The 13347-nt window shown below is 59.5% G+C and carries 14 protein-coding genes; 12 read left to right on the forward strand and 2 right to left on the reverse strand.

Annotated features, from left to right (window positions below; genetic code table 11):
• Positions 1-19 precede the first annotated feature (19 nt).
• From QNI81_RS07480 to QNI81_RS07505, 6 genes are all read left to right on the forward strand, one after another.
• Positions 20-481, forward strand: coding sequence for a peroxiredoxin (locus tag QNI81_RS07480; protein WP_283966109.1), 462 nt, complete (start codon positions 20-22; stop codon positions 479-481).
• Between the two features lie 231 nt (positions 482-712).
• Positions 713-1555, forward strand: a complete 843-nt coding sequence (locus QNI81_RS07485; RefSeq protein ID WP_283966110.1) for a ferritin-like domain-containing protein — start codon at positions 713-715, stop codon at positions 1553-1555.
• 237 nt (positions 1556-1792) lie between these two features.
• Complete coding sequence (locus QNI81_RS07490; RefSeq protein ID WP_009178696.1) at positions 1793-3124, forward strand: M23 family metallopeptidase; 1332 nt, start codon at positions 1793-1795, stop codon at positions 3122-3124.
• Positions 3114-3644, forward strand: a complete 531-nt coding sequence (locus QNI81_RS07495) for a bactofilin family protein (protein WP_005645679.1) — start codon at positions 3114-3116, stop codon at positions 3642-3644. Before QNI81_RS07490 ends, QNI81_RS07495 begins: the two co-directional genes overlap by 11 nt.
• A 158-nt stretch (positions 3645-3802) precedes the next feature.
• Positions 3803-4111, forward strand: coding sequence for a hypothetical protein (locus QNI81_RS07500; protein ID WP_283966111.1), 309 nt, complete (start codon positions 3803-3805; stop codon positions 4109-4111).
• Positions 4112-4215: 104 nt separating this feature from the next.
• Positions 4216-4746, forward strand: coding sequence for a tellurite resistance TerB family protein (locus QNI81_RS07505; protein ID WP_165810564.1), 531 nt, complete (start codon positions 4216-4218; stop codon positions 4744-4746).
• 207 nt (positions 4747-4953) lie between these two features.
• Here the strand turns inward: QNI81_RS07505 and QNI81_RS07510 are convergent, their stop codons facing one another.
• Both QNI81_RS07510 and QNI81_RS07515 read right to left on the reverse strand, forming a co-directional pair.
• A complete protein-coding gene (locus tag QNI81_RS07510) occupies positions 4954-5502 on the reverse strand; it encodes a peptidylprolyl isomerase (protein ID WP_009179325.1) in 549 nt (182 codons plus the stop codon).
• A complete protein-coding gene (locus tag QNI81_RS07515; protein ID WP_005634594.1) occupies positions 5495-6001 on the reverse strand; it encodes a peptidylprolyl isomerase in 507 nt (168 codons plus the stop codon). Before QNI81_RS07515 ends, QNI81_RS07510 begins: the two co-directional genes overlap by 8 nt.
• A 282-nt stretch (positions 6002-6283) precedes the next feature.
• On the opposite strand from QNI81_RS07515, the gene QNI81_RS07520 reads away from it, so the two are divergent.
• From QNI81_RS07520 to QNI81_RS07545, 6 genes are all read left to right on the forward strand, one after another.
• Positions 6284-7474, forward strand: a complete 1191-nt coding sequence (locus QNI81_RS07520) for a phosphoglycerate kinase (protein WP_283966112.1) — start codon at positions 6284-6286, stop codon at positions 7472-7474.
• Between the two features lie 211 nt (positions 7475-7685).
• On the forward strand, positions 7686-9458 hold the full coding sequence (locus tag QNI81_RS07525; protein ID WP_283966113.1) for a methyl-accepting chemotaxis protein: 1773 nt from the start codon (positions 7686-7688) through the stop codon (positions 9456-9458).
• Between the two features lie 231 nt (positions 9459-9689).
• Positions 9690-10013 (forward strand): low molecular weight protein tyrosine phosphatase family protein, encoded by a 324-nt coding sequence (locus QNI81_RS07530; RefSeq protein WP_283966114.1) that lies wholly within the window; start codon positions 9690-9692, stop codon positions 10011-10013.
• A gap of 228 nt (positions 10014-10241) precedes the next feature.
• The gene (locus tag QNI81_RS07535; protein WP_005654258.1) at positions 10242-10541 is read left to right on the forward strand and encodes an FtsB family cell division protein; all 300 of its coding nucleotides are present in this window, start codon (positions 10242-10244) and stop codon (positions 10539-10541) included.
• A 390-nt stretch (positions 10542-10931) separates the two neighbouring features.
• Complete coding sequence (pdhA, locus tag QNI81_RS07540; protein ID WP_005654260.1) at positions 10932-11945, forward strand: pyruvate dehydrogenase (acetyl-transferring) E1 component subunit alpha; 1014 nt, start codon at positions 10932-10934, stop codon at positions 11943-11945.
• A gap of 16 nt (positions 11946-11961) precedes the next feature.
• Complete coding sequence (locus QNI81_RS07545) at positions 11962-13341, forward strand: pyruvate dehydrogenase complex E1 component subunit beta (protein ID WP_283966115.1); 1380 nt, start codon at positions 11962-11964, stop codon at positions 13339-13341.
• The last annotated feature ends 6 nt before the right edge of the window (positions 13342-13347 follow it).

A 13347-nucleotide genomic window follows, 5' to 3' on the forward strand; every position in this document is an offset into this window, starting at 1 on the left:
CCTTGAGGAGACCCAAAACATGCTCGAACCCTCTGACCTTGCCCCCGCGTTCACCCTGCCACGCGACGGCGGTGGTGAAGTTGCCCTTTCGGACCTGAAGGGTCAGGTCGTTGTTCTGTTTTTCTATCCCCGCGATGATACGCCGGGTTGCACCAAGGAATCCATCGGATTTTCCGAACATCTGCAGGCCTTTGCCGATGCAGGGGCCGCAGTGTTTGGCATTTCCCGCGACACCGTCGCAAAACACGATAAATTCGTCGCAAAACATGGGCTTACCGTACCGCTTTTGTCAGATTCCGACAGCAGCATGTGCGAAGACTACGGCGTCTGGGTGGAAAAGAACATGTATGGCCGCAAGAGCATGGGCATTGAGCGCTCGACGTTTCTCATCGACCGCGACGGAAAAATCGCCCGCATCTGGCGCAAAGTCAAAGTGCCCGGCCACGTCGAAGAGGTCCTTGAGGCGGTAAAGACCCTCTGATCAACGCCAACAAAGACCGGGCAGCTCCCGCCCCTTTTTGAGGTGCGGCAGAGCCACCCCCAAAAGCGTTGGGCCGGGCGGGGCCGCGCCCTCCGGCGATTTGCTCAGCAAAGCGCAAAACCTCCCGCCCGCAAACCTGATATTTCGCTCTGGAGCACCTTGATCCATCTGCCCGCCTGACCGCATACACCGCACACCCCAAAAGACTCAGGACGCCAATCGGACAGGACCATGACCCAAAGCTCCCTCACCCTCGCCCAGATGGCCACCGACGTGCTCAATTGTGCCGATGGGCGCGCCAAGACCGCCCTGTCGCATAAACACGCAGCCGCCTGGCGTGCATCCCGCGCAGGGGATGCCCCCGAAATTGCCATCGGCAGCGCCACGCCGCCGCTGCACCCTGCCCGCCCAGCTGAGCCAGAGCTGCTGCACCCCCGCGATGTGCCAAAACGTAAACCCGGCTCGCCGCAGGGTCGCATCGCGCTGCTGCATGCGGTGGCCCATATCGAACTCAACGCCGTCGATCTGCATTGGGACATTATCGCGCGCTTTACCCATGTCGCGATGCCGCTTGGCTTTTACGATGATTGGGTCAAATCCGCTGATGAAGAATCCAAGCATTTCAACCTGATGTGCGATTGCCTTGAAAGCCTTGGCAGCCACTATGGCGCCCTGCCCGCCCATGCGGGCATGTGGCGCGCCGCCGAGGACACTGTCGATGATCTGATGGGCCGCCTTGCCGTGGTGCCGATGGTACTGGAAGCGCGCGGGCTGGATGTGACCCCCGGCATGATTGCGCTTTTTCGCAAAGCAGGCGTGCAACAGGCGCTAGATGCGCTTGAAGTGATCTATGCCGAAGAGGTCGGCCATGTGGCTTATGGCGCCAAATGGTTCAATTTTCTCTGCGGGCGCGACAACCTCGACCCAAAGGCCGAGTTCCACGCATTGGTGCAGAAATATTTCCACGGCGCGCTCAAACCGCCCTTCAACGAGGAAAAACGCGCCGACGCCGGCCTGCCACCGGATTTCTATTGGCCGCTCGCGGATGGTGAGGCCCCAGCCTACGCCCGCTAAAGACGAATCCTGCGCACGACATGACCGCAATGCGCGAAAATCAGAGGTAAACCGCCCCATATCGGCAGTTTTCTGCCCAAGGCCAAGGAATTGCGCGACAGATTGGTCACCGGGGCGGAACAGGGTTGCTGAATGGCCACAGTCTGGCTATTTCATCTTGCCAAGGCTGGTCGTGTCGCAAAACTCCCGGAGGCAGGAGGACAGGGCCACAAAGGGATGGAATGAGGATATCGGGTCTTGCGAGGCGGAATTTATTTAAGGATTCATGCATTTCTGGAGCGCCGGTTCCCCGAGCGCAGGGTTTTTCTGAAATCCGACAGTGATACGCGCTTTATACGGTTAAGCTCCGAAACCCAGATCGTCGCCGTCGCCGGGCTTACCGTTTTTGTCTCATGGGCCATTGTCGCCACCGCCATCGTCCTGATGGACAGCATCGGCTCTGGCAATTTCCGCGACCAAGCACGACGTGACCAGCAGGTCTATCAGGAACGCCTGAACGCACTCTCTACGGAACGTGACCGCCGCGCCGAAGAAGCGCTGGCGGCGCAGGATCGTTTCAACTCCGCGCTGGCGCAGATCTCCACCATGCAGTCTGAGCTCTTGGCCTCTGAGACCCGTCGCCGGGAACTGGAAACCGGCATCGACATCATCCAGACCAACCTGCGAGAAACGATCAGCGAGCGCGAAGCCCTGAAACGCTCGGTGCGGGACCTGCGTGAACAGACAGCACCGGACAGCCCGGAACAGGTGCTGGCCGCCACCGCCCCCGAGCAGCTGGACTTCCTCACCACCGCGCTCTCAGAGACGGCCGCAGAGCGCGACCAGATCGAAGCGGACGCCCAGTCTGCGCTGGCTCAACGGGATGATCTGGAACTGGAATTGGCGCTCACTGCGCAGCGCAACGATCAGATCTTTCGCCAACTTGAAGAAGCAATGGCCATTTCGGTGGAGCCGCTGAACAAGATGTTCTCCTCTGCCGGCCTGCCCCCGGATCGCATTCTGGAACAGGTGCGCCGTGGCTATAACGGCGAAGGCGGCCCCCTGGAGCCCTTGTCGCTCTCCACCCGTGGCGAGGAGCCGAGCCCCGACGAGACGCGCGCCAATGCGCTGCTCAACCAGATGAGCCAGCTCAATCTCTATCGTATTGCCGCAGCACAAGCGCCCTTTTCCGTGCCCGTGAACCTTGGCCAAGTGCGCCAGACCTCGGGCTTTGGCTACCGCCGCGACCCCAAAACTGGCGGCCGCAGGCTCCATAAAGGGTCGGATTTCGCTGGCGGCACCGGCACCGATATCTTTGCCACCGCTGACGGTGTGGTCACCCATGCGGGCTGGTCCTCGGGCTATGGCAAACTCGTCAAAATTCAGCATGCCTTTGGCATCGAAACCAGATATGCCCATAATTCCAACCTCCGCGTCAAAGTCGGCCAAAGGGTCTCGCGCGGGGATCACATTGCTGATATGGGTACTACCGGACGGTCCACCGGGACCCACCTCCATTACGAGGTCAGGGTCAATGGCAAACCCGTAAACCCCATGATCTATATCAAGGCTGCGAGAAATGTTTTCTAAGAGCAAAATCAACGAGCCCGGCCCGAAACAAGCCGACACGACAACGGCAACCCCGGCCTCCAGCCCGGCGCCCACTTCGAGCAGCGCATCCACCGGCGCAAGCGACTACAGCAAGCCCGCCGCGCCCAAGGCAAAGCCGCCCGCATCGCTGCTGAGCTCCGATCTGCACATCACCGGCAACGTAAAAACCACCGGTGACATTCAGGTCGAAGGCACGGTCGAGGGTGACATCCGCGCACACCTGCTGACCATTGGCGAAAGCGCCACCATCAAAGGTGAAATCACCGCCGATGACGTGGTCATCAACGGTCGCATCGTGGGCCGCGTCCGTGGTCTGAAGGTGCGCCTGACCTCCACTGCACGGGTCGAGGGTGACATCATCCACAAGACCATCGCGATCGAATCCGGTGCCCATTTTGAAGGTTCCGTGCAGCGTCAGGACGACCCGCTCAGCCCCGGCAAAGCCGCCAAAGCACAGGCTGCACCGGCCGCAGCCGCTCCGGCAACCGCACAGGGCTAACTCCCTTTTGCGAGGGCGCTATCGTCCTTCAGCGACAGTTTTCCAAAGGCGTCGGATTTCTCCGGCGCCTTTTGGTTTTTTGTAATTTGATCCGTTTGTAAGATCAGCCGCGCACACAGCTGATTTTCTGTGCGAGTGTATCTCAACGGAGGCTTACAATGAGTGACGCAGAAACAGAGTTTCACAAGATAGGCGACGCGATAGACAATGCTGTTCGCTCTCAGATGTTTGGAAAGAAATGCTATAAAATCAACAACAAGGCATTCGTCTGCCTGTTCCAAGACGCAATGGTTTTTAAGCTCCCTCCTCCGCACCACCGAGACGCCATATCGCTGGAAGGTGCCAAACTGTTTGACCCATCTGGCAAGGGCCGCCCCATGAAAGAATGGGTTCAGCTTGGTATGGAACATCACGCGCATTGGGGTGATTTTGCTCGCACGGCCTGTGCCTATGTGAAGCAAAGCTGAAACGATCTGACATATTCCCTGCCTCGGCCCTGAAAAATCTCTTTGGTGGCGCAGCTCTCCCCGGTTAGTTTCCGCTCAACGTTTCTCAGTCCCGGATTTTGAACATGCCCTTTATTCTCGGCGCTCTCGCCCTTCTGGCCGGAGCATGGTTCTGGCTTCACCGCGCGCGCAACGCCGCCCATATGACCAGTGATCTACTCGATATGGCGGCGGATGTGCGCGCTGCCGCCCGCCGCTTTGGCTTTCGACGGCAGGTCAATGTGCATCCCGTAGAGCAAATCGAGGACCCAAAGGTTGCCATTGCCGCCATCGGTGTGAGCTTTCTCGAACTTGATGACTACCCCACCGCCGAGCAGCGCGATGCTTTGGTGCGGGGGCTGCGCGATGGCTTTCATGTCAGCCATAAGGACGGCGAAGAACTGGTGGTCCTCGGGCGCTGGATCATGACCCAATGCGGCGATGCAGCTCAAGCGGTGCCACGCCTGTCACGCAAGCTATATAAGCTGAGTGGTCAGCGCGATTTCAACGCTTTGGTTGAGATCGTGCAGGATATTGCAAAATACGGCAAAGGCGAGCTCACCTCTGCGCAGCGCTCTGCTCTTGAGGATCTGCAACGCGGCCTGAAGCTCGCGTAGGCCACGGCAGATTCCACCTGCCCCCGCCGCGCGGCAGCGCGGCGCCCGGCCCAAAGGCCGCTGCCGTGCCCGGCGTCAGCCGGGGACCCGGCGGACACGGGAGCACGCCCCTCCCCTCTGAGCGCCCCAGATCAAACAAAACGCCCCAAACACAAAGCCCCGCAGCATCACACTGCGGGGCTTTGGTATTCCTTTGTCGCCAGCACCTTACTCGGTGACGGTGACCTTGGTCATCACATCGGGCTTGCCGGTGATGGCACCGGACCGCGGATGGCCGCGTTTGATCTGATCCACCACATCCATGCCTTCGGTGACACGGCCCACAACGGTATATTGACCGTTCAGGAAGTGACCCTCGTCAAACATGATGAAGAACTGCGAATTGGCGCTGTCGGGATCTTGCGAGCGCGCCATGCCCACAACGCCGCGATCAAACGGCACATCTGAGAACTCCGCAGGCAGATTGGGGCGGTCAGACCCACCCGTGCCCGCATAGCGCATGTCAGAGCCCAAACGGCCGTTTTCAACGTCGCCCGTCTGCGCCATGAAACCATTGATCACCCGGTGAAAGACCACACCGTCATACTGACCCTCATTGGCCAGCGCGGTGATCTGCTCCACATGTTTGGGAGCCACATCTTCCAACAGGTCGATCACGATGGAGCCATTGGCCTCCCCCTCGACCTGGATTTCCAGACCGGTGGCAAAAGCAGGCGACGCGGCCAGCAGGGCCAGTGCGCTCAGGTGCTTAAGCATCGGCTGCCACCTTGACGGAGATCATCCGGTCCGGGTTCGCAGGCGGTTCGCCACGGGTGATCGCATCCACATGCTCCATGCCCTCAATGACACGGCCATAGACGGTGTACTGACGGTTGAGGAAGTGGTTGTCCTTGAAGTTGATAAAGAACTGCGAGTTGGCAGAGTTCGGGTTCGACGAGCGCGCCGCGCCCAGCGTGCCACGGTCATGCGGCAGGCCAGAGAATTCCGCCGGCAGGTCTTTTTTGTCAGAACCACCGGTGCCTGCGCGGTTCAGGTTGAACCCGTCTTCCATGTCGCCGTGCTGCACATCGCCAGTCTGCGCCATGAAGCCGTCGATCACGCGGTGAAACGCCACGTTGTCATACTGGCCTTCACGCGCCAGTTCTTTCATCCGGTCACAATGCATCGGCGCCACATCGGGCAGCAGTTCGATGACGACATTGCCGTCCTTCAGCTCGACGATGATGGTGTTTTCGGGATCCTTGATCTCGGCCATGAGGCCCTCCTGTCACATTCGTATTGCCGGAATACCTAAAGTCCATGCTCGCGCTTGCCAAGGGAACAATGCGCGCAAGCGCAGACGTCGGCAGGAACCTGACAGGAGTGTGAAGATCAAAGCGCCTTTTGGGCGGATGCCGCGCCGGATCAAGGATTGCCCGCGCCCTTTGGTCAGACCATTGACTGAGGCCCGGAAACACAGGACACAGGCGCAAGACTTTGACTTTTCTGTACCTGCCCCCTGCGCGCAGGTGCGCCCGTTACCAAAGAGGAGCCGGACATGGGCTGGAAGACACTCGACGACATGGAGCTTGAAGGCAAAACCGTTCTGACCCGCGTGGACATCAACGTCCCGATGGAAGACGGCAAGGTCACCGATGACACCCGCATCCGCCGTCTGGTGCCGACCATCTCTGACCTCCTGGCCAAGGGTGCAACGCCCGTACTCTTGGCCCATTTTGGCCGCCCCAAGGGTCAGGTGGTGCCAGAGATGTCGCTGCAACCGCTCGTTCCCGCGCTGGAGGCCGCCTTTGGTGCCCCGGTGATGTTTGTCGCGGATTGCCGTGGCCCTGCGGCCGAGGGCGCTATTGCGGCGCTACAACCGGGCCAGATCCTGCTGCTCGAAAACACCCGCTTTCACGCGGGCGAAGAAAAGAACGACGCAGATCTCGCAGACGAGATGGCGAAGCTCGGCGATATTTACTGCAATGATGCGTTCTCCGCCGCCCACCGCGCCCATGCCTCGACCGAGGCGCTGGCGCGTCTGCTGCCCTCTTGTGCGGGGCGTCTGATGGCGGCCGAACTCAAGGCGCTCGAAGGTTCGCTTGCCACACCCGAGCGCCCCGTAACGGCGGTTGTAGGTGGTGCAAAAGTGTCGACGAAACTGGATCTGCTGGGCAATCTCGTGGCCAAGGTCGACACGCTGGTGATCGGCGGCGGCATGGCCAACACGTTTCTTGCGGCCCAAGGCATCGACGTGGGCAAATCGCTCTGCGAGCATGACATGACCGGCACTGCCAAGGATATCATGGACCGCGCCGAAGCGGCGGGCTGCACCATTTTGCTCCCCTCTGACGTTGTGGTAGCGCGTGAATTCAAGGCAGGTGCCGAGAATGAAACCGTCCCTGCCGATGCCTGCCCTGCGGATGCGATGATCCTTGATGCAGGCCCGGCGTCGGTTGCGGCCATCGCCACCGTCTTTGCCGACAGCAAGACCCTGATCTGGAACGGCCCGCTTGGCGCCTTTGAGATCGCGCCTTTTGATATTGCCACCAATACAGCCGCGCAAAAGGCCGCAGACTGTACCAAGGCAGGCACATTGATCTCTGTCGCAGGAGGCGGTGATACGGTGGCCGCGCTCAATCAGGCCGGTGTGGCAGAAGACTTCAGCTATATCTCCACCGCGGGGGGCGCTTTCCTTGAATGGATGGAGGGCAAAGTCCTGCCCGGCGTCGCAGCGCTGCAAGCGTAAAACTCGGCACTCCACGCATCCTGAAAACTGTTCACTTGCCGCGCGTCATGTGCGGCGGGTGAACTCGGAAAAATTGAAACTACTATTTCGCCATCCCTGACGGTTCATCCAAACACTGCCCGCCTCTGCCAACGATGTTTTAACGGTCGCGGCGGTAAGGTTTCGGCAAGTTATGGGCAATTTTGCTCATATGGAATGATGGACTACCGGTATGAGCAACTTTTCTCTACGCAAGCAAGTTTTCTTTTTTGCCAGCATATTTATTGCCATGATCCTGATCACCGCGACTATTTCGTGGTTCACCAATCAGCGCATGGCCAGCGCCACCTACCATTATCGCGCTGTCAGCACTCAGAGCAAAAGCCTCGACGCCATCAAGGAAGACATCGAACAAGGGATTGGCGATCTGCTGTCCTACACCGTCGGCGTGCCCGAAGGCCTGAACGATCTGCGGGGTAACATTCAGGAAATCCGTGACGAACTCGCCAAGGCCGATGCCAATTTCAAATCCACCCCAGTTGTAGCCGCCCGTGACAAGGCCGCATATGATGCGTTGATTGCCACCTCGGCGCAGCTCGATCAGATCGAAGCCACCCTGCTCAAGGTCGAAGCCGCCGAAGGCGAGGCGCAGCTCAGTCTGGTCTTTGATCAGGTGTTTCCCGCCACCGGCGCGGTCCGCGATGTGGTCGACAACCTGCAGGACAAGCTCGCCCAAACAAGCATAGATGTCCGCGACGAGGTCGATGCGCTGATCAGCTTTAGCCAGCTGCTGCAGATCATCGCGAGTGCAGCCGCCACATTGATCGCGGTGGCCGTCGCCTTTGCCTTTGGCCGCAAGCTCAGCCAGCCCGTGACCGACGCGGCCCAGACGATCGCAGCACTTGCACAAAAGGACTATGATGCCGAGATCACAGGCACCGAGCGCGGCGATGAGATGGGCGTGATTGCGCGCAACCTGCAGGGTCTGCGCAGCCAACTGGCCGACGCCGACGCGCTTGAACGCCAAAACGCCAAGGAAAACGCCCGCCGGGTGGAGCTGTTTAACGTCTTGGGCGCGGCCATGAGCGGCCTCAAGAACGGCGAACTTGACCAGACCATCCCGGCCGGTCACTGGGCGGATCTCGGGCCCAGCTACACCGCGCTTTGCGATGACTTTAACGCGCTTTCCGTATCGCTCTCGGATCTCGTCGCACAGCTCAATCAAAGCTCCTCTGTGGTGGCTCAAAACGCCCGAGAAATGGAGCGGATGTCGGATCAGATGTCGCAACGCGCCGAAACGCAGGCCGCGACCCTCGAAGAAAGCGCCGCCGCGCTGGAGGAAATGTCTGCCTCGGTTCAATCCAGCGCCGAGCAGGCACAGGCTGCGGACCGCGAGGTCGACGAAGGCCGCCGCCGCGCGGAACAAGGTGGCGAGGTGATGGAACAGGCCCGTCAGGCCATGGCCTCCATCGCGGAATATTCCGCCCGGATCACCCAGATCATCACCTCGATTGACGACATCGCGTTCCAGACCAGCCTGCTGGCCCTCAACGCAGGCGTGGAAGCCGCCCGCGCAGGCGAAGCGGGTCGCGGCTTTGCCGTGGTCGCCTCCGAGGTGCGTGGCCTCGCCCTAAAGGCCGCGCAATCTGCAAGCGAAATCAAACAGTTGGTTCAGGATAGCTCCAATCAAGTGGATGAGGGAGAACGCCTCGTGCAAGCCACTGCTGAAACCCTGGCCCAGATTGTCGAAAGCGTCACCAATGTCTCCGGCATGGTTTCCGCCATCGCAGCCTCCTCTGGCGAGCAGGCCGCTGGCATCAAAGAGATCAACATCGGAGTGGCGCAACTGGACAAGGTCACACAGGAAAACGCCGCGATGGTGCAGGAAACCTATGGCGCAAGCCAAGAGATGCGCACCCAAGCCACCCGTCTCACCGACCTTCTGCAGAGCTTTACCGGTGGGCAGGCAAGCACCAGCTCCGCAGCTCCCGCCCGCGCGGCCTGATCCACAAGGCATCTCCTTATACATCCCGGCGCATCCTCTGCGCCGGGTATCTTTGTTGCAAACCCTTCTAACAGGTTGGCGTTGCATCCCAAACCGGCACGGACCCATGTCATAAAACCTGCCACGTCGCTCCATCGTCACGCATAGAACACCCCGGCAACGCTCGAACGTGCAGACACGAAACACATGTTATGCTTGAATATTGAAACATGTTGGGGTGATGTCTCATCGATGGGAAATCTACTGTTTATCTGCGGCAAGGGCCGAAAAAGAAGTCCAACTGCTGCGACCATTGCGGCAGAACAACTCGGTCAGCCAACTGATTTTGCGGGACTAAGTGCCGATTCAGACGAACGCGTCAGTCGCGATCACTTGCTGTGGGCCGACACGATTGCGGTGATGGAAAAGTCCCAGCTTTCCCGGCTCAAGCGTCACATGGGATCTCACCTCAAGGGCAAGCGGATTGTCTGCCTCGACATTCCGGACACCTATGAATTCATGCAACCGGAACTGGTGGAGATCGTTCGGTTGAGACTTAAACGTATCGTTCGCTAAAGAAACGCGCGCTCCAGCGCCAAACTGCGTCACTTTGGACCGCCAGAGGCATTCTCGCCTCGCATGTTACCCGCCAAAACGACAAGCGGCTCACCCAACTGTCCCGTGATTGCGACACCTTTGGGAATTAACTCTTTTGGGAATTCACAGGCATCTGTGCTTGTGCCATAACCCTCTCAGACGTCGGACAAACCGGCGCGCCCGAGCATTATTTACAGGCCCTTCAACGTGACGCGAAAATCCTCGCCCTCTTTGGGCACTCTGCTGTTCTTTGCTGCGGCGTTCCTGCTGAGCGCTTATTTCACCTTTGCCGCTGTGCAAGGCGATTTTGGCCTGTTCCGCCGGGTGGAGCTACAAGCCGAAGCCGACGGTCTGACTAAGGATCTGGAGCGGCTGGAGCTTGAAATCGCGCGGATGGAGAACCTCACCCGCCGCCTCTCGGACGATTATCTTGATCTCGATCTGCTGGACGAACAGGCGCGCTCCATGTTGGGTATGGCGCGCGCGGATGAGATTATCGTCGACTGATCGCCACCTTGGCATCTACCCATGGTCTGACGTACCCCGCTGATTTCTGTGTGGGCTACGAGCGCCGCGTTTCTCCACGCCCGATCATTGCGCCACGACGGCTGCGATTTGACTGTTTGAACAGGGCGGCACGTCCCCACAACTCAGGCTTGATTTTGCCTGTTCAACCGGTCACGCTACCGGGAGATAAACCACCCATCCGTTCATCTGCGCCACAGCGCTTGTGCAGGTGTTTGCAGCTGCCGTTGCAGGATCTGATTTTGGCAATATTTCCAGCGAAATAAAGCCAGATCTGGAGCGTATCCACATTATTCCTCGCATGCAGGAACAAAATGCTTTATGAGATAGTTTAGTGTTAAACTACCTTAGCTTTAGGGGGAGCAAGCCGTTATGGCCGCAAGAAAAAGCGCTCAAAAATCAAATGTTTCCGCCGAAGAACTGACCAAATACTACCGCGAGATGCTGTTGATCCGGCGATTCGAGGAAAAGGCAGGTCAGCTCTACGGCATGGGGCTGATTGGCGGCTTCTGCCACCTCTACATCGGTCAGGAAGCGGTTGTGGTCGGCCTTGAAGCCGCAGCCGAAGAGGGCGACAAGCGCGTCACCTCTTATCGCGACCACGGCCACATGCTGGCCTGCGGTATGGACGCAGGCGGTGTGATGGCCGAGTTGACGGGCCGCGAGGGCGGCTATTCCAAAGGTAAGGGCGGCTCCATGCATATGTTCTCCAAGGAGAAGCATTTCTATGGCGGCCATGGTATCGTCGGCGCGCAGGTGCCGCTGGGTGCGGGCCTTGCGTTTTCCGACAAATACAAAGGCAATGACCGCGTGACCTTCACCTATTTCGGCGATGGCGCGGCGAACCAGGGTCAGGTCTATGAGACCTACAACATGGCCCAGCTCTGGGATCTGCCGGTGGTCTTTGTGATCGAGAACAACCAATACGCCATGGGCACCTCAGTGCAGCGCTCGACCAAATCCCCGGCGCTGTGGAAACGCGGCGAGGCCTATGGCATCGCGGGCGAAGAAGTCGACGGCATGAACGTGCTGGCGGTCAAAGAAGCCGGTGAGCGCGCCGTCGCCCACTGCCGCGCAGGCAAAGGCCCCTATATCCTCGAGGTCAAAACCTACCGCTATCGCGGCCACTCCATGTCGGACCCTGCAAAATACCGGACCCGCGAAGAAGTGCAGAAAATGCGCGAAGAGCGTGACCCCATCGAGCAGGTCCGCGAAATGCTGCTGACCGGCAAGCACGCCACCGAAGAAGACCTCAAGGCGATTGACAAGGAAATCAAGGATATCGTCAATAAATCCGCCGATTTCGCCAAAGAAAGCCCCGAGCCCGCGCTTGAGGAGCTTTGGACCGATATTTACGCCGACGACATTCCGCAGAAAAGCGCCTGAGGGAGAGACCAAGACTATGGCAACTGAAATTCTGATGCCCGCCCTGTCGCCGACCATGGAGGAAGGCACGCTGGCCAAATGGCTGGTCAAGGAAGGCGATACCGTGAACTCTGGCGATATTCTTGCCGAGATCGAAACCGATAAAGCCACCATGGAATTCGAGGCTGTCGACGAAGGCATCGTCGGCAAGATCCTCATCGACGAAGGCAGCGAGGGCGTGAAGGTGAACACCCCCATCGCGATCCTCGTGGAAGAGGGCGAAAGCGTGGAGGATGCTGTCGCATCCGCACCTGCGGCGGGCGGAGAAGCGCCAGCCGCCGAGGCTCCTGCGGAGCCCGCGCCGACCGTCGCTGCTGCCGCTGCCCCGGCCGCACCCGAGGTGGATGACAGCCCCGATTATCCCGACGGCACCGAGGTGGTCAGCCAGACTGTCCGCGAAGCCCTACGCGACGCCATGGCCGAAGAGATGCGGGGCAATGAAGACGTCTTTGTCATGGGCGAGGAAGTCGCCGAATATGAAGGCGCTTACAAGATCACCCAGGGCTTGCTGGATGAGTTCGGCGCCAAACGCGTGATCGACACCCCGATCACCGAGCATGGATTTGCCGGGATCGCCACCGGCGCGGCCTTTGGGGGCCTGCGCCCCATCGTAGAATTCATGACCTTCAACTTCGCCATGCAGGCGATTGACCATATCATCAACTCAGCGGCCAAGACGCTCTATATGTCCGGCGGTCAGATGGGCGCACCGATGGTGTTCCGTGGCCCCAACGGTGCAGCGGCGCGTGTGGGCGCCCAGCACAGCCAGGACTACGCTGCGTGGTACATGCAGATTCCCGGCCTCAAGGTGGCGATGCCCTACTCTGCCGCCGACGCCAAGGGCCTGCTGAAATCGGCGATCCGCGACCCGAACCCGGTGATCTTCCTCGAAAACGAGATCCTCTACGGCAAGTCGTTCGATGTGCCGAAGCTCGACGATTACACCGTGCCCTTCGGCAAGGCGAAGATCTGGCGCAAGGGCGACGATGTCACCATCGTGTCCTTTGGCATCGGCATGACCTACGCCCTGCAAGCTGCTGATAAGCTGGCCGAAGACGGCATCAACGCCGAGGTCATCGACCTGCGCACCCTGCGCCCGATGGACCTGCCCACCGTCATCAAATCGGTGATGAAGACCAACCGTCTGGTCACCGTCGAGGAAGGCTGGCCGCAGGGCTCTGTCGGCTCTTATATTGCCTCTGAGGTGATGCAACAGGCGTTCGACTATCTCGACGCGCCCGTCATCACCTGCACCGGCAAGGACGTGCCAATGCCCTATGCCGCCAACCTTGAAAAACACGCGCTGATCACCACTGAAGAGGTGATCGAAGCCGTGAAGCAAGTAACCTACCGCTAAGGAGAG

It is taken from the genome of Tritonibacter sp. AK171 (genome assembly GCF_030127025.1).
GTDB lineage: Bacteria > Pseudomonadota > Alphaproteobacteria > Rhodobacterales > Rhodobacteraceae > Epibacterium > Epibacterium mobile.